Annotated in this window: 8 protein-coding genes and 1 tRNA gene; 6 read left to right on the top strand and 3 right to left on the bottom strand. The window is 64.0% G+C overall.

Features of this window, described 5'->3' with window-relative positions; genetic code table 11:
• The first annotated feature begins 3 nt into the window (after positions 1 to 3).
• Positions 4 to 11,952 (top strand): autotransporter-associated beta strand repeat-containing protein, encoded by an 11,949-nt coding sequence (locus DFR51_RS06770; RefSeq protein ID WP_207790673.1) that lies wholly within the window; start codon positions 4 to 6, stop codon positions 11,950 to 11,952.
• Positions 11,953 to 11,998: 46 nt separating this feature from the next.
• Here DFR51_RS06770 and DFR51_RS06775 read toward each other — a convergent pair whose 3' ends face one another.
• Positions 11,999 to 13,315 carry a tyrosine-type recombinase/integrase gene (locus DFR51_RS06775; RefSeq protein ID WP_121048318.1) on the bottom strand — a complete coding sequence of 439 codons (1,317 nt, stop codon included), beginning with the start codon at positions 13,313 to 13,315 and terminating at the stop codon, positions 11,999 to 12,001.
• Between the two features lie 165 nt (positions 13,316 to 13,480).
• Positions 13,481 to 13,554: transfer RNA gene (locus DFR51_RS06780), tRNA-Cys, on the bottom strand.
• 252 nt (positions 13,555 to 13,806) lie between these two features.
• Between DFR51_RS06780 and DFR51_RS06785 the strand changes: the two genes are divergently transcribed.
• Genes DFR51_RS06785 through DFR51_RS06800 form a run of 4 tightly spaced genes read left to right on the top strand, consistent with a single transcriptional unit; the run spans position 13,807 to position 19,127 of the window.
• Entirely contained in the window at positions 13,807 to 14,469 is a 663-nt protein-coding gene (locus tag DFR51_RS06785) for a protein-L-isoaspartate O-methyltransferase family protein (protein WP_126494749.1), read from the top strand.
• 10 nt (positions 14,470 to 14,479) lie between these two features.
• The gene (locus DFR51_RS06790; RefSeq protein ID WP_121048324.1) at positions 14,480 to 15,925 is read left to right on the top strand and encodes a TolC family outer membrane protein; all 1,446 of its coding nucleotides are present in this window, start codon (positions 14,480 to 14,482) and stop codon (positions 15,923 to 15,925) included.
• 40 nt (positions 15,926 to 15,965) lie between these two features.
• Positions 15,966 to 16,379, top strand: coding sequence for a DUF2497 domain-containing protein (locus DFR51_RS06795; protein WP_121048327.1), 414 nt, complete (start codon positions 15,966 to 15,968; stop codon positions 16,377 to 16,379).
• A 48-nt stretch (positions 16,380 to 16,427) separates the two neighbouring features.
• Positions 16,428 to 19,127 (top strand): valine--tRNA ligase, encoded by a 2,700-nt coding sequence (locus DFR51_RS06800; RefSeq protein WP_121048330.1) that lies wholly within the window; start codon positions 16,428 to 16,430, stop codon positions 19,125 to 19,127.
• A gap of 117 nt (positions 19,128 to 19,244) precedes the next feature.
• Here DFR51_RS06800 and ygfZ read toward each other — a convergent pair whose 3' ends face one another.
• Positions 19,245 to 20,045 carry a CAF17-like 4Fe-4S cluster assembly/insertion protein YgfZ gene (gene ygfZ / locus DFR51_RS06805; RefSeq protein WP_160119204.1) on the bottom strand — a complete coding sequence of 267 codons (801 nt, stop codon included), beginning with the start codon at positions 20,043 to 20,045 and terminating at the stop codon, positions 19,245 to 19,247.
• Between the two features lie 55 nt (positions 20,046 to 20,100).
• Between ygfZ and DFR51_RS06810 the strand changes: the two genes are divergently transcribed.
• Positions 20,101 to 21,429 carry a dihydroorotase gene (locus tag DFR51_RS06810; protein WP_121048336.1) on the top strand — a complete coding sequence of 443 codons (1,329 nt, stop codon included), beginning with the start codon at positions 20,101 to 20,103 and terminating at the stop codon, positions 21,427 to 21,429.
• The last annotated feature ends 10 nt before the right edge of the window (positions 21,430 to 21,439 follow it).

Below are 21,439 nucleotides of genomic sequence, written 5' to 3' on the forward strand. Positions count from 1 at the left end.
AAAATGAGCAACGCAGCCAATCGGCACCGTCAAAACGCTGCCAAAGTGTCGCGGCGCTTGCTCTCGGGGAGCTCTCTTGCGGCGCTGGCGCTCCTGGCATTGGCTGCGCCAGCACACGCTGAAGATCGGAACTGGGATGCTAACGGCACCGCCATTGGCACCGGCGGCACGGGTACATGGAACCTCGACAATCTGAACTGGAGCCCCAGCGCCGACGGCGTCAGCGGCCCTTACAGCCTCCCATGGACCAACGCGGCGCTTGATAACGCCATCTTCGGCGGCACCGCCGGGACGGTGACGCTCGGCGCGCCGATCGTCGTTCATAACCTGACCTTTAATGCGGCCAGTTTCACACTCACCGGCAGCACATTGACGCTCGCCGGCCTGTCGCCCACGTTCGCGACGAACAGCGGAAATACCACGATAAATTCCGTCATTGCAGGCTCGTCCGGCCTGACCAAAGCTGGCGCCGGCGGGCTGATTTTGAATGGCACCAATAGCTTCACGGGCGATATCCTTCTCAATCTCGGCAGCATTTATGCGGGCAGCGATGCTGCCTTGGGCAATGCCGACAACAACATTTCCACGGCAGCCGCAGCGACTGTTCGGCTGTCGATCGCCGGGGCCGCGACAAACCGCACCGTCACGATCGGCGATGCCGGCACTCTGATCCTGGAAGGCGCAGGCGCGGGATCGGCGTTGATCACAGGCAATGGCCGGGTATCCGTGGCAGCCAGCGGCGTCACGATGAGCAACGATGCCAGCACCTATACGGGTCAAACCATCTTTTCCGGTTGCAATGGCGTCTGCTCCGCGCGTTTCACGTCGATCGGCGATCTCGGGCAGGCGAGCTCACTGGGCGCGCCCGTGACCGTCGCGGATGGCACGATCGTTTTCAATCAGCAGAGCCAATATACCGATAGCATCATCTATCTAGGCGATGGCGACAGTTCGAACCGGAACTGGGATATCAACGGCAATGGCGCGATCATCCGGAATCAGGGAACGGGTACGCTGACGATTACGGGTGATGTCGATGTTTCGGTGGGCGGTACCTTCCTTGCTGAGACTGCCGACATCGAACTTTTCGGCATATTGAGCGGGGGCGCCTATGCGTTCAACGGCGCCGGCGGCAATGTCGTCACGCTTGGCGGCGCCAACACATTTTCCGGGGCGGCCAGTATCGGCGGCCTCGTCAGGGCGCCGGTTCTGGCGGATATTGGCGCGGTCAGTTCACTTGGTGCCGGCACGAACATCACGTTGAGTGCCGGATCGCTAAGCTACACCGGTACGGGGAACAGCAGCAATCGCGTGTGGATCGCAAACGGTGCTGGCGCCATTCTGAACGACGGGACGGGCGCGCTAAATCTAAGCGGCGGCGGGACCTTCGCCGTCGGCGGCGCGGCCGACAGTTTGACACTGGGCGGAGCTTTTGCCGGCGAGAATACCTTCTCGGGTACCATTTCTGGCGCTGGAAATCTGATCGGAAACGGTGCCGGCACTTGGGTTTTGGGCGGTGTCAATGATTTCACAGGTAGCGTTACAGTCAATGCGGGGACGTTGAAGGCGGGCAGTAGCTCGGCTTTTGGCGCCGCGACCGGTTTCATCGTGAATGGCGGCACGCTGGATCTGGACGGATATGATCTGACTGCGCCTTCGTTGAGCGGCACAGGCGGAACTGTGGCGCTGGGCTCGGCCAATCTTACGGTCGATACTGCCACGAACGTTGGTTATGCGGGAATCATCACGGGCGGCGGCGGTTTGACCAAGGCTGGCAACGGGATACTGACCCTCAGCGGGGCGAACACCTACACTGGTACAACGACGGTTAACGGCGGCACGCTCGCCCTCGGCTTCGACAGCCCCGGCGCACCGCTCACCGACATTATTTCCAGCGCGTCCACGCTGAATATGGCCGGCGGCACGGTGACAGTCTTTGGCAGCGCGGGCCAGGACAACGTCCAGACCTTCAATGGCCTCAACATCCTTGCCGGCAACAACAGGATCAGCGCAGAGTCGGGTGCTACGGGAAGCGTCACCGTCAATCTCGGTGCGATCAGTCGCGCTGGCGGATTGGTCGACTTCACACTGCCGGCCACAGGCAATTTCACCACCAGCAACACGAGTCTGGGCGGTTGGGCCACGATCAACGGTACGGACTATGCCAAGGTCGTTGGCGGCGACATCGTTGCTTTTGCCGAGGCTGATTATACCGATCAGGATGACGCGTCCCTTTGGGCAGACGGACAATATATTTCCGACAGCGACGGCGACACAGAGAGCTTTTCTGGAACCGTGGCGAGCGATGTGCAGCTTGCGGGTCTGCAATTCACCACCTCCGATCCGACCACCACCGTCACGATCGCTCCAGCGACAACGCTGGGCATCGACGGCACGATCATCGTTGCCCCGTCGGTGGGGGCCAACAACCAGACGATCACCGGCGGCTCCCTGACCGGTGGCACGGGTGATAGCACCCTGGGCGTGCAACAGAATGGCGGTGGTATATTCACCATCGCGTCGACGATCGTGAACAATGGCGGCGCTACTAGCCTTGCCAAGAATGGAAGCGGCACCGTTCGATTGACGGGCCTCAACAGCTATACCGGCGGGACGACGTTGAGCGGCGGACGGCTTGAGGTGACGAGTCTCGCCAATGGCGGGGTAAACAGCAGCATCGGCGCTTCGTCCGCCGATCCCGCAAATCTGCGCCTGGAAAGCGGCACGCTTGCCTATATCGGAGGTTCGGACGTGGTGTCCGATCGCGGTATCACGCTGGTCAACGGCGGCAGTGAGCGGGCGATTCAGGTCGATGGTGGTCGCACTGTCGAATTCTCCGGCATGGTGACGAGTCCGGACGACGCGGGTCTCACCAAGACCGGTTGGGGCACGCTGGTTCTGTCCAATACTGCGAACGACTATGTCGGCGTGACGACCATCACCGGCGGCGGCGGTGCCCAGAACAGCACATTGTCGGTGAGCACGCTCTCCAATGGCGGTGTCGCCAGCGGCATGGGTGCGGCAACGAGCGCTTCCGCCAATCTTGTCATGAGCGATGGCGGGCGGTTGCAATATACCGGCGGCACCACCGCCATCGATCGCGGCTTCACCCTCGGCAGCGGCAATGGCGGCATCAGCGTGGCCCAGGCCAGCGCCACGCTGACCGTCAGCGGGATCGCTACCGGCGCAGGCACTTTCGTCAAGGATGGCGATGGAACGCTCATCCTGAGCGGCGCAAACACCTATGCCGGTGACAACATCGTCAATGCTGGCACCTTCCGCGCGGGTTCGGCGCAGGCCTTTGGCCCCGGCGGTCGTTACATGACGGTCAACAGCGGCGCTACGCTTGAACTTGGCGGCTTCGACATCCTTGTCGGGGCCCTGATCGGCGCGGGAACCGTCGACCTTGGGGCAAATACGCTCACATCGGCCGGGGGCCCCGGCGTCTTTTCAGGCAAGATCACCGGCAGCGGCGGTTTCACACGCGGAGGCGGTGGCTATACCCAAACGATCACCGGCTGCGCCAATGACTACACCGGCGTCACGACGATTAGCAGCGGGCTGGCGATCGATTGCATTGCGAACGGCGGACAGGCGAGCAGCATCGGCGCCTCGTCGGCGGCGTCGCCAAACCTCACCTTCGCGGGTGGTACGCTCGCCTATACAGGCGCCAGCGTTTCGACCGATCGCGGCTTCGCGATGACCGGCAACGGCGTCCTCAACGTCTTTGACGCCGGGACGACACTCGAATTTTCGGGGAACATTACCGGCGCCGGGCAACTCAGCAAGGATGGTGCGGGGACGCTGCTGCTGTCGGGGATGAATAACACGTCCGGTAATACGCGGGTGATCAATGGCACGCTGCGGGCCGGGTCAACCACTGCCTTGCGGAGCGGCTTCATGTCGCTCAACGATACGGTGGGTGTCTCGCTCGATCTAGACGGCTACGACAATAGCGTTCTCTATCTGATCGGCGGCGGTGGGACGGGCGGCAATATCACCCTCGGGACGGCAACGCTGACGATCAACACTGGCGGCAGCGCATCCGCCGTCTACGGTGGTGCAATCTCGGGCGGCGGCGGTCTGATTAAGAACGGCGGTAGCTTCCAGCAGCTGTCGGGCTGTTCGAGCAGTTATAGCGGGACGACCATCATCAACGCCGGCACGCTCGCGGTGGACTGCCTTAGCGATGGCGGCGCAAACAGTTCGATCGGCTCGTCCTCCGCGGCGGCGAGCAATCTCGTAATCAACGGCGGCGCACTGCGATATGTGGGCACGGGCGGAAGCACGAACCGGCAGTTCACGCTCGGGGCTTCGGCCGCTAGCAGACTCGAGTCGTGGGGCACCGGCGCGATCGCCTTCACCCATGCCGGCCCGCTGACCTTCTCCAGCGCGAATACGGCGCAAACACTGACCCTTGGTGGTGCGAACACAGCAAACAATATTCTTGCCGCGCAGATCACGAACAACGGCTCTGGCCTGACGCGCTTGACCAAAACCGATGCGGGTACCTGGATTCTGAGCAATCCGGGCAGCACTTATACGGGCATCACGACGATCAGCGGCGGCGTCCTCGGCGTCGACAAGCTGGCCGATGGCGGACTGGCCAGCAGTCTCGGCGCATCATCGGCGGCGGCAGCGAATCTTGTCATCGGTAATGGCTCGACGCTTCGTTACACCGGCGCGGGCGATACCACGAACCGCCTGTTCACCCTGTCCTCCGGCGTCACCTTCATCGAATCCTCTGGCACGGGCGCGGTCGTCTTCACTGACACCGGGCCGGTCACGCTGGCGAACAACAATCAGGCGCGGACGATTGCGCTTGGCGGCACCAATGCAGGCAATAACACGCTCGCCGGCTCGATCGGCAATGCTGGCACCGGCGTCACCACGCTTGCCAAGAACGACAGCGGCACATGGGTGCTGACCGGCAACCATAGTTATACCGGCTCCACCAATATTAACGGTGGTCTCCTCTCGATAGGAAGTGGCGGCACCACGGGCTCTGTCGCCAGCGCAATCGTCAACAATTTCGGTACGCTGGCATTCAACCGATCCGACAGCCTGACCTATGCGGGGTCGATTGTCGGGACGGGTGCACTTCAGCAGAACGGCGCCGGCACGACGATCCTGACCGGCGACAGCAGCTATACAGGCGGGACGACGATCTCGGTAGGCACGTTGCAACTGGGCAATGGCGGCACCACCGGCAGCATCATCGGTGATGTCGTCGACAATGGCCTGTTGACGTTCAACCGTTCGAACGATCTCGTCTTCAACGGCGTGATTTCCGGTAGCGGGGCGGTGACGCAGGATGGCACCGGCACGACGACACTGGCGGGCATCAACGGCTATGCCGGTGGCACGACGATCAATGCCGGTATTCTGAAAGTCTCCAGCAACGCCAATCTGGGCGATGCTGCCGGTGTCCTCACATTCAACGGCGGCACGCTGCAGACGACAGCCAGCATGTCGAGCGGGCGCAACACGACTCTGACAAGCACCGGCACGGTCCTGACCGATGCCGGAACGACCTTCACCCTTGACGGTCTGGTATCGGGGGCGGGCGCGCTCGCCAAATCGGGTGCCGGCCGGCTGGTCCTGACGGCGGACAACAGCTATTCCAGTGGAACCACCATTGCGGCAGGCCAGCTCCAGCTTGGCAATAGCGGGACCAGCGGCTGGATCACGGGTGACGTGTTGAACAACGGCTCTCTGGTGTTCAACCGCTCCGATAATGTCGGATTCGGCGACCTGATTTCGGGCACCGGATCGGTGGTTCAGAATGGCGCAGGCATCGTGACCCTGACCGAGAATAACAGCTATCTCGGCTCGACCACCATCAACGCCGGCACGTTGCGGATCAACGGCGATCAATCGGCGGCGACTGGGCTTGTCGCGGTCTCTTCGGGCGCGACACTGGGTGGCAGCGGGATCATCGGCGGTGATGTGAATGTGGTCGATGGCGGCATCCTCGCGCCGGGCAACAGCCCGGGCACGATGACGATCAACGGCAATTTGTTGCTGTCGAGCGGTTCGGTGCTCAACTTCGAGTTCGGCCAGGCGGATGTCGCCGGCGGGCCGCTCAACGATCTCGTCAATGTCGGGGGAAACTTACGGCTCGATGGCACCATCAATGTCGATGTTTCGGCCGGCGGTACGTTCGGCGGCGGCATTTACCGGGTCTTCAACTATGACGGCGCGCTCACGGACAATGGCCTCACGCTTGGCACGATGCCATTCGGCAGCGACGTTTCCGTGCAGACCTCGGTGGCCGGTCAGGTCAATCTGATCAATGCCGCCGGACTGGCATTGAACTTCTGGGACGGCGATGCCGGCCCGAAGCTCAACGATCTGGTCGATGGCGGGGACGGCACCTGGCATGTCGGCGGTGTCGATAAGAATTGGACCAACGCCGCAGGCGCTGTTAATGCAGCCTATGACGATGGCACCTTCGCGATCTTCGCGGGAACCGGTGGCACGGTCACGATCGACAACGGCGGCGGCGCGGTTACGGCGGCCGGCATGCAGTTCGCCAGCGATGGCTATCTCGTCACGGGCGATGCGCTGACCCTGACGGACACGCAGTCGGTTATCCGGGTAGGCGATGGCACGGTGGCGGGTGCCGGATTCGTCGCAACGATCGCTGCCGGAATCACCGGCACGGCCCAACTGGTCAAGACGGACGCCGGTACGCTCGTGCTGACGGGAAGCAACACCTACACCGGGGGTACGCTGATCAGCGGCGGCGTGCTTTCGGTCGCCAACGACAGCTTCCTCGGCGACGTCGCCGGGGCGGTCACGATAGATGGCGGCACCCTGCAACTGACCGGGGCCAGCTCTGCCAACCTGCGTACCTACATTCTGGGTGCGAGCGGCGGCGCGGTCGACATCACCAATGCCGCGACCTCGAACGGCGTGCTCAATGCGCTGAGCGGCAGCGGCGGACTGACCAAGCTCGGTGCCGGTACACTCGTCCTCTATGGCGACAATAGCTACACCGGCGGCACGACAATTCAGGATGGCACGCTCTTCATTGGCGCCTACAGCGGTAACACCACCGCCTCGATCGTGGGCAACGTAGTCAACAACGGAACGCTGCGTTTCGGTCGTGCTGACGCCTATACCTACACCGGGTCGGTCACCGGTACCGGCTTCCTTGACATCGTCGGCACCGGCGTGACCACGCTGACCGGCAGCAGCAGCTATGGCGGCGGGACGAGGGTCAATGGCCTGGGTGGCGAACTGCGCATCGTTGGCGGGGCGAAGGTCGTTTCGGGTGGCTCGACGACCATGGGTCGGTCGACGCTGAGCGTCGACGGCGCGGGGTCGGAGTTCAGCACCGCCGCCATCGGCGGAAATATACCTTTCATTGGTTCGACTGTCGTGCAGGTCACGAACGGCGGCACCCTCCGGACGACCACGGGCAGCCTCGACCTTCGGGCTCTGTCGACTGTCGACGTACAATTCAACATTGACGGTCCGAACTCGCTCGTCGATCTGGCCGGTGGGATCCAGGGGAGCGCCACCTACAACGCTCCCTTCAGCACGACCATCAGCGCGGGCGGAACGCTGCGCACGGGCGGTGCGAGCCAGATCGGTCTGGTAACAAGCACAACAAACCCCATCGCCGTCACGATTACCGGCGCCGGCTCCAACTGGGCGAGTACCAACTCGCTGCTGATGACTGCCGGCAACTTCACCGTCGATCAGGGCGCCGCCGCAAGCTTCACATCGGCGACCTTCGGCACCGCGCTGCAGGCTGCGGACCTTTCGGTGTCGGGAACCAGTTCCAGCTTCGCCACGACCGGTGACCTCGTCATCGGCAGCGGCACCGGGACGGGTGCGCTCACGCTGACCGATGGCGCGCGGGTTGACGTCGGCGGGGCGTTCACACTTGCCAACAACGCCGCGGCGACGGGCATCCTCAACATTGGCGGCGGCGAGGGATTGGCTGCCGAGGCAGCGGGCCTTTTCGACGCGCCGACGCTTCACCTCGGCAGCGCGACGTCGCGGGTGAACTTCAACCACACCGACCTGGATTACAGCTTGGCATCAGCCATGTCGGGGACCGGCACAATCAACCAGGTCGCGGGTGTCACCAGTCTGACCGGCGACAGCTCTGGCTTCACTGGTGTGACCGCCATTTCGGGCGGCTCCTTGTACGTGAACAACGAACTGGGCGGTAATGTTGCCGTGGCGACAGCTGGCACGCTAGGCGGCATGGGCGTGATCGGTGGCAGTGTGACCGTGGCCGATGGTGCGGCGCTCAGTCCGGGCGCTCTTGGCGCCCCGCCTGGAGCCCTCACCATCAACGGCGATCTTCATCTGGCGAATAACTCTGCGCTCAACGTCAGCCTTGGCCAAGCCAATGTGGTGGGCGGTCCGCTTAATGATCTCGTCAATGTGGGCGGAAACCTGACGCTGGACGGCACGCTGAATGTCGAGACCGCTATGGGCGGCAGTTTCGATCCGGGCATTTATCGCGTGATCAATTACACCGGTGCGCTCACGGACAACGGTCTGGTGATCGGCACGATCCCGTCGCCCGACTTCTACGTGCAGACGTCGGTCGCCAATCAGGTGAACCTGGTCAACACGTCCGGTCTGACGTTTCGTTACTGGGATGGCACGGGCGCCAAGAATGATGGCGTGATCGACGGCGGCAACGGTGCCTGGCAGCACTCCACCGGCAACGACAACTGGGTGGATGACGGCAGCATCCCGAACGCGCCGTTCGCAGACAGCGCCTTCGCGGTGTTCATGGGCGCGGCGGGCAATGTCACGGTCGACGGGAGCCTGGGCACTGTCGATACGGCGGGCATGCAGTTCCTGACCGATGGCTATACGATCAGCGGGGACGCCATCACCCTGACCGGTACGCAGGCGGTTATCCGTGTCGGCGACGGTACGGCGGCAGGCGTGAATACGAGCGCGCGGATAAATTCGGAGCTGACCGGAGCGGCGCAGTTGGTGAAATCCGATCTCGGCACGCTGATCCTGAGCGGCAATAACAGCTATACGGGCGGCACGGCGGTCAATGGCGGCATCCTGCAAATCTCGGCCGATACCAATCTGGGCGGTGCTACGAGCGGCCTCAGCTTCAACGGCGGAACGCTGCAGACCACGACGGACCTCGCCATCGGTCGCGCGATCGATCTGGCCGGTGCAGGCACGCTCCTGACGGATGCAGGCACGACGCTCGATCTGACCGGCGCGGTGAGCGGGGCAGGGGGCTTGACCAAGGACGGAGCTGGTTCGCTCATCCTTTCGGGCGCCAATAGCTATGCGGGCGGCACGACGGTCAATGCGGGCGCGCTGTTCGTGAACGGCGATCAGTCGTCGGCGACCGGCCTCACGGGCGTCGCATCCAACGCAACGCTGGGCGGCACCGGCACGATTGGCGGGGATGTTGCCATCGCCGATGGTGCGACGCTGGATCCCGGCGGGGTTGACGGTCTGCCGGGCACTCTGAACATCGCCGGCAATCTGTCGCTTGGTTCAGGCTCGACGCTTGCAATGCAGTTCGGTGAGGCCAATGCCGTGGGCGGCGCGCTCAACGACTTGATCGAGGTCGGCGGCGATCTGGTGCTCGACGGCACGCTCGACGTCACCGTTCCCGCCGGGGGCGAGTTTGGCGCCGGCATCTACCGTGTGCTCAACTACGGTGGCGCGCTGACCAACAACGGCCTCAACCTCGGCATCATGCCGGGTGGCAGCACCGCCACCGTCCAGACCTCGGTCGCGGGCCAGATCAATCTGGTGAACACCGATGGGCTCGCGCTCAACTTTTGGGACGGCAATGCCGGTCCAAAGTTCAACAACGCGGTCAATGGTGGTGACGGCGTGTGGCAGAGCGGCATGGGCAATGACAACTGGACCGACGCCGACGGCGTTGTGAATGCTGCCTATTCCGACGGCGCTTTCGCGATCTTCGCTGGTACGGGCGGCAATGTCACGATCGACAACAGCCTCGGCGCCGTCAGTGCATCGGGCATGCAGTTCGCCGCCGACGCCTATATCATCGGTGGTGAGACGCTGACGCTGGTCGGGCCGCAAAGCACGATCCGCGTAGGCGATGGCTCGGCGGCCGGCGCCGCGTTCACCGCGACGATTGCGGCCGACGTGACCGGCAACACCCAGTTGGTCAAGACCGACGCCGGCACGCTCGTGCTGTCGGGTAGCAACAGCTATACTGGCGGCACTGCCATCGAGGGCGGTACGCTGGCGGTCTCGATCGATGCCAATCTTGGCGATGCTGCGGGCGGACTGACATTCAACGCCGGCACGCTGCAGACAACGGCCGACGTTGCCAGCGATCGCACCGTGTCGTTCACGGGTGATGGCATGCTGCTGACAGATCAGGGCACGACGTTCACATTGAACGGAGCGCTAACCGGTAGTGGTTCGCTGACCAAGGGCGGTGCGGGCACCTTGCTGCTGGCCGGCGACAATAGCGGGTATGTCGCCGCGACGCAGGTCGCTGGTGGTACGCTTGGCGTCGATGGCCTGCTCGGCAGCCTTGTGACTGTCGCCGAGGCCGGTCGCCTGGAAGGCACCGGGCACGTAGGAGGCATCAGCAATGCCGGAGTCGTTGCTCCTGGCCGAGGCGGTATCGGCACGCTGACGGTTGCCGGTGATTACGCCGGCAATGGCGGCACGCTGGAGATCGAAGCGGTACTGAGCGACGACAGCTCGGCTACCGATCGATTGGTGGTGAATGGCGCCACATCGGGCAACACCCAGGTTTCGGTGATCAACCGTGACGGGCTGGGCGCGCATACAATTGAAGGCATCAAGATCGTCGATGTGGCCGGTGCCTCGAATGGCACGTTTACGCTGAACGGCGATTATGTGTTCAATGGCGAGCAGGCGGTGATCGCCGGCGCCTATGGCTACCGCATGTATCAGGGTGGCGTCGCTAGCCCAACCGACGGGGACTGGTATCTGCGTTCGTCGCTGCTCAATCCGGGTGAGCCAGTTGATCCCGATGTGCCCACCCCACCACTCTATCAGCCGGGTGTGCCGATTTACGAGGCTTATGGCGCGAACCTGCAGGCGCTTAACGGCCTGCCGACGCTGCAGCAGCGTGTTGGCAACCGCAGCTGGCCAGCAGGTGCAAAAGCGGAGGGAAGCGGAATCTGGGGCCGAATGGAAGGCACGCGCAGCCGGGCCAACGCCGTGGTCTCGACCAGCATGTCCGATCAGGACGTCAACAGCTGGAAGATGCAGCTGGGGGCGGATCGAGTGCTGGCCGCAACCGATAAGGGCGAGCGTCTGGTCGCTGGTGTCACTGCCTTTTATGGCGAGGCTAACAGCCATGTGCGTTCGCTCTTCGGCAATGGCTCGCTCAAGACCGACGGCTATGGCCTGGGCGCGACATTGACGTGGTATGGGCTCAATGGCTTCTATATCGACGGTCAGGCGCAACGCAGCTGGTACGACAGCGATCTGGATTCCAGCATTCTTGGCGAGCTTGCCAAGGGCAATGACGGCATCGGCGAGGCGTTCAGCGTCGAACTGGGGAAGCGCTCGCCCGTTGGCGGCAAACTCAGCGTTACGCCGCAGATCCAGATGGCCTATTCCAACGTTCGGTTCGATCGCTTCGCCGATCCGGCGAGCGCTGTTATTTCGGCCGATAAGGGCGACAGTCTGAAGAGCCGCTGGGGCATCTCTCTCGATCATCAGAACGAATGGGAAGGTGGTCGAAGCCACATCTACGGCCTGGTCAACCTCAGCTACGAATGGCTGGACGGCACCCGTACCCGGGTTTCAGGCACGCCGATCGATTATGCGAATGAGCGGCTGTGGGGTGAACTGGGCCTGGGCGCGAGCGTGAGCTGGACCAAGGGGGTGACGCTCTTTGGCGAAGTCTCGGGCAATAGCCCTTTCAAGGACTTCGGCGACAGCTATACGCTCAAGGCCAATGCCGGCGTTCGGGTTGCATTCTGACGAGTATCGCTAACGAGGCGGGCGGGGCGCTCCTGCAGCGCGTGGCCTAACCCCATTTCCTCCTCGTCCTTGGTATATAAAAGGCGAGCGGCGAGGCGCGGAAGGTTGCGGTGGGCATCACTCGCCCGATGCCGTATCCCTGCCGGGGCTGAGTCCTTGGCGATATGCATCGGGTTCCTCCTTCGCGCAGATCGTCAAGATAGTCGCTCCACCACTGCGCCATCTCGACGCGCTCGGACCAATAGGCCGACTGATTGTAGATGCGGCGGATGCTACCACCGACCGTATGCGCGAGCGCCCGCTCGATCGCGTCGGGGTTCCAGTATCCCGATTCATTCAGCAGCGAGGATGCGGACGTCCGAAAGCCGTGCGCCGTCATCTGATCCTTGGGATAGCCGAGGCGCCGCAGGGCGGCGTTGATCGTGTTGTCGCTGAGCGGCCTCATGCGCGTCCGAACCGACGGAAAGACATATCGACCGGACCCCGACAACGCCTGCATCTCGGAAAGAAGGTCGAGCGCCTGCCGTGACAGCGGCACCACATGCGGCTGGCGCATCTTCATTTTGCCTTCGGGAAGGGTCCAGATGGCCTTGTCGAAATCGATCTCGCTCCATTCCATCTGGCGCATCTCACCTGGGCGCTGAAAAAGGTGGGGTGTGAGCTTCAGCGCATAAAGCACCGCCGGGTCGCCCTGATAACCATCGATCGCCCGTAGCAGACCGCCAAATATGACCGGATCGGTGATCGCGGGGAAGTGCTTCACCTTCGGACTCGTGAGCGCCCCGATCAAAAGGTGGGCCGGATCGCGGTCGGCACGTGCGGTGGCGACCCCATAACGGAATACCCGGCTGACAAACGCCCGCAGCAGATTGGCCGTATCGAGCCGTCCCCGGCGCTCGTGCTTTCTCAGCTCATGCAATATCTCGTGCGGAGTGATCTCCGTGATCGGGCGCTTGCCAAAGTCCGGGCCCATCAGTTTCACGAACCAGCGCATCTTCTTGAGGGTCGGCGCCGCCATACCCTCGCGCGCCTTCTTCTCGATGAGGTCCTCAGCCACATGCGCGAAACTGTTCCGCGCCCGCACGCCCGCCTCGATTCGGGCCTGCCGTTTCGCAAAGTTGGGGTCGACCGAATGCGCCAACTGTTTGCGCGCTGCATCGCGCGCGGCGCGGGCTTCGGCGAGGCTTAGCTCGGGGTAGGAGCCAAGCGCCAGTTTCCGCTCCACGCCATCGATCCGGTACTTGAGCCGCCAGAGCTTGCTGCCGTGCGGATTGACCAAAAGGTACAGCCCCAAGGCGTCGGTGACCTTGTATGGCCTTTCCCTCGGTTTGGCATTCCGGATCGCGGTGTCGGTCAGCGCCATTTTGGGGGCCTCGCTCGTCGCGGGGCGATATCTGCCCCAAAAAAGGCCCCCAACAGCCGCAATCACAGGCAGACGAGGGCGGTCACTGATAATCGGTGAATGCCTCATAACTAGCAGAAATTTAGAGATTTTTCAATCGTCAGCAGACTTCGGCCGACGAACCGTTGGAGGCCCGAGCCGGAATCGAACCGGCGTGCAAGGATTTGCAGTCCTCTGCGTAACCACTCCGCCATCGGGCCTCGATGCGGGAGGCGCGCTCTCTAGACCATCGTCGGTGCCGGTGTAAATGCCCCTGTAAACGCCGCTTGGGTGTTGCCTTTCGACAGAAGGCGTACAGGAATGGACAGGCGCTGACTTTCCGCCTTGGCGTCGTCGCGCGAAACTCCTAAAGCCGGATGCGACCGCGCCGCGTCCCCGGGGCCGGCGGCTTGCAAATTTAGTGTGTTATTCGTATATAACACCAGGAACAGGTTCAGGAGGACGCGAAGCCCGTGAAATTGCCGGACTTCAGGAAGATGCGCAGCGCGATGATCGACAGCCAGCTGCGTCCGAACGGCATCGTCGAGCCCAATCTCATCGCCGCCATCAAATATGTGCCGCGTGAGATGTATGTTCCCGCCGAACTTTCCTCGCTCGCCTATCTGGACGAGGCGCTTGAGGTCGTCCCGGGCCGCGCGATCCCCGCGCCGCTCGTCGGCTGCCTGCTGATGTCCGCGCTTGAAGTGGCGCCGACGGAGCGCGCGCTCATCGTGGGCGGCAGCACGGGCTATTCCGCCTCGATCCTCGCGCGGCTGTGCGCGCATGTCACGCTTCTGGAGGACGATCCGACGCTGGTGCGCCGCGCGTCGTCCGCGATCTCCAAGACCGGCGTGTCCAACGTCAGCGCCGTCGAAGGGCCGCTTGCCGAGGGCTGCGCCGAGGGTGCGCCGTATGATGTGCTTCTGATCGAAGGCGAGGTCGAGGCTGTGCCCGAGGCGCTTGTCGCTCAGGTCCGCGATGGCGGGCGTATCGCGGCGGTGCTCGCGGAGCGTGGCGCGGCGCCGAGTGTTGCGGTCGGCCTTGTTGCGGGCGGGCATGTCGGTTGGACGCGTCTGCTTGAGGCAGGCGCGCCGCGGCTGAAAGGTTTCGAGCGGCCGCGGGTCTTCGAGTTCTAGGAGCGGGCGAATGGGTGGCAGGTTTTTCGGTCTGATGGGAGGCGCGGCGCTCGCCGCGCTTGTGGCAACGCCGGCGGCGGCGGAAAGCCTCCGCGATGCGATGGCCGCCGCTTATGCCAACAACCCCGTGCTTGCAGGCGCCCGCGCGGGCCAGCAGGCAGTGTCCGAAGGTGTCGTTCAGCAGCTCGGTGAGTTTCGTCCCACGCTGGGCGCGCAGGCCGCGCTCAATCAGGAAACCACCGGACCGGGCCGCTTCAACGACATGAGCCGTCTTGTCACGGTCGGCGTGCAGCTCTCGCAGCCCGTCTATCGCGGCGGCCGTCTGCAGGCTGGTCTCAAGGCCGCCAAGAGCCGCGAAGTCGCGGGCCGCGAACAGCTTCGGGCGACCGAGAACCAGACGATCTTCGATACGGTCGTCGCCTATATGGATGTGCTGCGCCTGCAGGCCGAGGTAGACCTCACCTCGAACCAGGTGCGCGTGCTTGAACGCCAGTTGCAGGCGTCGAACGACCGTTTCGAAGTCGGCGACCTGACCCGGACGGACGTTGCGCAGAGCGATGCGCGCCTCGCGCTGGCGCGCAGCCAGAATATCGCCGCGCTCGGCAACCTTGCGAATGCGCGCGCGACCTATGAGCGCGTGGTCGGCCACGCGCCAGAAAACCTCGAGCAGCCGCAGCTGCCGCCGCTCATCCCCGGCACGCAGCAGCAGGCGATCGACCTCGCGCTTGCCGACAGCCCGTTCATGCTCGCCGCGAAGTCCGAGCAGGAAGCCGCGCGTCAGGACGTTCGCGTACAGAAAGGTGCGCGCCTGCCGAGCCTCGATGCGACGTTCGGTGTCGGTTACACCAACTTTCGCGGTCTTTCCGCAGCGGGCGCGGGCGTCCGCACCAGCGGTATCGATTATACGCAGAACATCGGCGCGACGCTGACGCTGCCGATCTTCCAGGCGGGCGTGCAGGGCTCGCGCATCCGGGAGGCCGAGGCGCGCTTTTCGCAGGCCGAGCAGGGCACGTTCGCCACTGAGCGCAACACGATCGAAAGCGCGCGGCAAGCTTGGGAAAACCTGCAAAGTGCCCGCTCGACGATCGAATCGGCCAAGATTCAGGTCAGCGCCAACGAACTCGCGCTTGAAGGCACGCGCGCCGAGAATGAGGTCGGCTCGCGCGATATCCTCGATGTGCTGAATGCCGAGCAGGAGCTGCTCGACGCGCGCGTCACCCTCGTGCGCGCCGAACGCGATGCGTTCGTGGCGGCCTATGCGCTGCTTGCGACGGTAGGCCGCGCCGAGGCGGACGACCTCGATCTGCCGGTCGAAGTCTATCGCCCAGAGGCGTATACTGCGCAGGCGAAGCGGCACTGGGTGGACTGGGCGCCCGGCGACAGGCAGCCCGTGACGACGCAGGTGAAGGCGCCGGACACGATGGGGCCGCCGGTTCCGCCGAGCGTCCAGCAGTAGCCGCGTGACAACGCCCGGCGATTGGCGCTAAATCGCACCTATGGCAGGCAAGCCCGAACCTACGATGGAGGAAATCCTCGCATCTATCCGCCGCATCATTGCGGAGGATGACAGCGAGCGCGTCCGCGCGCCCGAGCCCGAGCCCGACTTCGACGACGAGGATGAACCGCTGGACGACACCGGTGCGCGGTTCGAGGCGGAGCCTTCCGCAGTGCTGGAGCTTTCGGAAGAAGCGCAATCCGCGGTTTCCGATGATATCATGGCGAAAGCGTCCGAGAGTTTCTCCGCCCTGTCCTCCCTGCGCCTGCGCGGCGACGGGGCGGGGCCGGAAACGCTCGAAGGCCTCGTCCGGGAAATGCTGCAGCCCATGCTGAAATCCTGGCTCGACGCCAATCTGCCGGAGATCGTCGAGCAGATGGTCGCCCGCGAGATCGCCCGCATCACGCGCAAGTAAGCGCACCGCCCGCTTGCCGCATCGCAGCATCGCTGGCAAAGAGCGCGCATGACGATCGAAAAGACCTTCGCGCCGGGCGAAATCGAGGCCCGCTGGTACAAATACTGGGAAGAGAACGGGAAATTCCGTCCCGAGCGCCCGGATGCGGCGCCGTTCACGATCGTAAACCCGCCGCCCAATGTCACGGGCAGCCTCCACATCGGCCACGCGCTCGACAACACGCTGCAGGATATCGTGATCCGCTACGAACGCCTGCGCGGCAAGGATGCGCTCTGGGTGGTCGGCACCGATCACGCCGGCATCGCCACGCAGATGGTGGTCGAGCGCCAGCTTGAAGAAAAGCAGGACAAGCGCACCAACTACAGCCGCGAGGATTTCATCGCGAAGGTGTGGGACTGGAAGGCCGAAAGCGGCGGCCAGATCACGCGCCAGCTGCGCCGCCTCGGCTGCTCGATGGATTGGAGCCGTGAGCAGTTCACGATGGACCCGCACTTCACGCGCGCGGTCGTGAAGGTGTTCGTCGACCTCTATAATCAGGGCCTCATCTACCGCGACAAAAGGCTGGTGAACTGGGATCCGAAGCTCAAAACCGCCATTTCGGACCTCGAGGTCGAAACGCGCGAGGTCAAGGGCCACTTCTGGCGCTTCAAATATCCGCTCGCTGACGGCGCGACGCTCGCCGACGGCCGCGTCTACATCGAGGTCGCCACCACGCGCCCCGAAACCATGCTCGCCGACATGGCGGTTGCCGTGCATCCGGAAGACGAACGCTACAAGAGCGTGATCGGCAAGGACATCGTGCAGCCGATCACCGGTCGCCGCTTCAAAGTGGTCGCCGACGAGCACGCCGACCCCGAGCTCGGCTCGGGCGCGGTGAAGATCACGCCGGGCCACGACTTCAACGACTTCGAGGTCGGCAAGCGCGCCGGCATCAAGCCGGCGGACATGCTCAACATGTTCGACGCCGAAGCGAAGGTCGTGCAGACGGCGGACGGGCTGATTCCGGCGGAGTTTCTTGGCCTCGACCGGTTCGATGCCCGAAAGCTGGTCGTCGAGCGGCTGAAGGAACAGGGCTTCCTGATCCCGCACGTCTCGAAGGACAAGGACGGCGAGGAAACGCAGCACGACGCCGAACCGCGCACGATCCAGACGCCTTTCGGCGATCGCGGCGGCGTGGTCATCGAGCCTTGGCTCACCGACCAGTGGTATGTGAACGCCGAGGAGCTTGCGAAAAAGCCCATTGAAGCGGTCCGCAGCGGCGCCATCGAGATCGTCCCCAAGACGTGGGAAAAGACCTTCTTCAACTGGATGGAAAACATCCAGCCGTGGTGTGTCTCCCGCCAGCTCTGGTGGGGCCACCGGATTCCGGCTTGGTTCGACGAGGACGGAAACGTCTTTGTCGCGGAAACTGAAGATGAAGCGCAGGCGCTCGCGGGCAACCGGAAGCTCACCCGCGACGAAGACGTCCTCGACACGTGGTTCTCCTCCGCGCTTTGGCCCTTCGCCACGCTGGGCTGGCCTAACGCCGACGCGCCGCTTCTGAAGAAGCACTATCCGAACGATCTCTGCATCTCGGGCTTCGACATCCTGTTCTTCTGGGATGCGCGCATGGCGATGCAGGGGATGCACTTCTTGGGCGATGTGCCGTGGAAGCGGCTCTATCTGCACGGGCTGGTGCGCGCGGCGGACGGCCAGAAGATGTCCAAGTCGAAGGGCAATGTCGTCGATCCGCTCGGGCTGATCGACAAATATGGCGCCGATGCGCTGCGCTTCTTCATGGCGGCGATGGAGAGCCAGGGCCGCGACGTGAAGATGGACGAGCGCCGGGTCGAGGGCTACCGCAACTTCGCGACCAAGCTGTGGAACGCCGCGCGTTTCTGCCAGTCGAACGGCATCGAAGCCTCGCGTACCATCGCCGCGCCCGCAGCCTCGCTTGCCGTCAACCGCTGGATCATCGCCGAGGTCGCCGCGACCGCGCAGGCGCTCGAAATCGCGATGGCGGAGCTTCGCTTCGATGCATATGCGGACGCAATATACCAGTTCACGTGGAGCCGCTTCTGCGACTGGTATCTCGAACTCATCAAGCCCGTGCTCTCAGAGGGCGGGGCAGGGGCGGACGAGACGCGCACCGTCGCGGGCTGGGCGCTCGACCAGATTCTGGTCATGCTCCACCCGGTGATGCCGTTCGTGACGGAAGAGCTTTGGCACGCGCTCGGCGACCGGGGCGGGCACGATCTCATCACCGCGAAGTGGGCGGATGTCGGCGCGGTCGATGCCAGTGCTTCGGCGGAGATCGACTGGCTGATCCGGCTCGTCTCCGAAATTCGCTCCAGCCGCACCGAGCTGGGCGTGCCGCCTGGTACGAAACTGCCGCTCCACGTCCGCGATTGTTCACCGGGCACAGCGGCGCGGCTTGATAACAACCGCGCGATGATCGAACGGCTGGCGCGCATCGAGACCATCTCGACCGATCCGGCCCCCGCAGGTGGCGCGGCCCAGATCGTTGTCGACGAGGCGACCTATGTGCTTCCGCTCGAAGGCGTCATCGATCTCGCCGCAGAGCGCATCCGCCTCGAAAAGAACGCCGCGGCGGCAGAGAAGGAGCGCGACAGCCTCGCGGGCCGTCTCGGCAACCCGGCGTTCGTCGACAAGGCAAAGCCGGAAGCGGTCGAAAAGGCACGCGCCGATCACGCGGAGAAGTCCGCCGAAGCGGAGCGGCTCAGGGCTGCGCTGGCGCGGTTGGGCTAGAGCACCCTCAGCTCGACATCAGCACGAACATCGCCGCCAGCAGCACGCCGCAGACGCCGAGGACGAACAGAAGCTTGCGATCATCGCGCATCCGCTTCGGTTTCTTCTTCGTCACGCTCAGTCCTCCCCCTCTGCACGGCGCGGCAGCCATTCCGGCCATTCCACGCTGACCGGGTGGCCGCCGAGCGTCAGCAGTGCATCTGCATATTCCATGCGAAGATAAGCGATGCCGTGCGCGCCTTCAAAGCTGCGCAGCGTGCCGGCCTCGCGGTCTCCGGCCATGATCGTGCGTTCCTCGCCTACCGGGTCCGCGAGCATTACCGGCACGAAGCGCTTGTTCACCTTCGCGCGCCAGTTCATCCGCGCGGTGTTTTCCTGCCCGACGTAACAGCCCTTGGAGAAGCTGACACCGTTCAGCTCGGCAGCGTTCGTTTCCAGCCACATTGTCTTGTCGATTTCGAAGTCGGGCGTATCGGGCACGCCGAGGCCGATGCGCCAAGCGTGCCATGCCGCCGCGTCCGCATCCACCGAACCGCCCGCCGCGAGCCAGCGCTGACCGAGTGCTGGGAGGCGGGGGTCGCTGGGCCGGGAAAGCGTGCGCTCCTTCCACCCCGCGAAGACGCGCAGCCCGGAGGGCGCGATGTCGATAGCGCGGCGCAGGCGGTACATCCTCAGCCTCTTCGCGAGGTCGTCGGCGCGGCTCTTGTGGACATCAATGAAGATGCCCGCCTCGCCGCCGTCGTAGAGGATCATGTCGGCGAGATACTTGCCCTGCGCCGAAAGCAGCCCGGCCCATACCGGCGTCTCGTGCGTCAGCGTCTTTTCCGAAACGTCGTTGGTGACAAGCCCGTTCAGGAAACCCCGCACGTCCTCGCCGGACACCACGAGCACGGTGCGATCATCAAGATATGCAATCATGGAGTCGAAGCTAGGGACTGGTACGCGACGTGCAAGGGGGTATAGCATCGCAGTCATGACCCAGAGCTTTGATCTCGTCCTGAAGGGCGGCCATGTCTTCACGCCTGCGGGCCTTGTTCAGACCGATGTTGGGGTGCGCGGACGCAGCATTGCCGCGCTCGGATCGTTCGCCGATGCGGGCGAAGTGATCGACTGCACCGGCCTCACCGTGCTGCCCGGTGTCATCGATACGCAGGTCCACTTTCGCGAGCCCGGTCTCGAACACAAGGAAGACCTCGAATCGGGAAGCCGTGCCGCCGTGATGGGCGGGGTGACGGGGGTGTTCGAAATGCCGAACACCAATCCCAATACCGACAGCGCCGAAGCGCTCGCCCACAAGCTGGAGCGCGCCAAGGGCCGCATGTGGTGCGAACACGCTTTCTACGTGGGCGCGACTGATGCGAACGCGGAAAACCTCCGCGAGCTGGAAATGCTGCCGGGTGCCTGCGGCGTGAAGGTGTTCATGGGCGCGTCGACCGGCAGCCTGCTGGTGGAGGATGACGCGACGCTTCTCCGGGTACTGCGCTCAGGCCGCCGCCGTGTCGCGATCCATGCCGAGGACGAGCCTCGGATGCAGGCACGCAAGGATCTGCGTGTCGAGGGTGACCCCTCCAGCCATTCGGTCTGGCGTGACGACGAGTCGGCGATCCTTGCCACGCGCCGCGTACTCGGACTCGCGCGCGAGGCGAAACGGCGCATCCATGTGCTCCACGTCACCACGCCCGCAGAGCTGGAACTGCTTGCGCAGCACAAGGACATCGCGAGCTGCGAGGTGACGCCGCAGCACCTGACCCTGGCGGGGGAGGAGGCCTATCCGCGCCTCGGCACCTACGCGCAGATGAACCCGCCGATCCGCTCCGGCGCGCATCGCGACGGCCTCTGGCACTGGCTCCGCCAGGGCGTGCCCGATGTCTGGGGCTCCGACCACGCGCCGCACACGAAGGAAGAGAAGGCGAAGCCCTATCCGGCGAGCCCCAGCGGCATGCCCGGCGTGCAGACGCTGCTACCGCTGCTGCTCGATCATCTGGCGGCGGGGCGCGTGACGCTGGAGCGCGTCGTCGATCTCACGTCAGCCGGGGCCGTTCGTTTGTTCGGCCTTACCGCCAAGGGCCGTATCGCGCCGGGCTTCGACGCCGATTTCAGCATCGTCGATCTCAAGTCGCGCTGGACGATCGAGAACGACTGGCTGCAATCGAAGTGCGGCTGGTCGCCGTTCGAAGGCATGACGCTCACGGGCCGCCCCGTCGGCACGATCATCCGCGGCCGCCGCGTGATGTGGGACGCGGGCCTCATCGGCACCGCCATCGGCGAACCCTTCCGTTTTGACGAGACGCTGCGAGCCTGAGCAAAACATT

Source organism: Sphingosinicella microcystinivorans, from assembly GCF_003634215.1.
GTDB lineage: Bacteria > Pseudomonadota > Alphaproteobacteria > Sphingomonadales > Sphingomonadaceae > Sphingosinicella > Sphingosinicella microcystinivorans.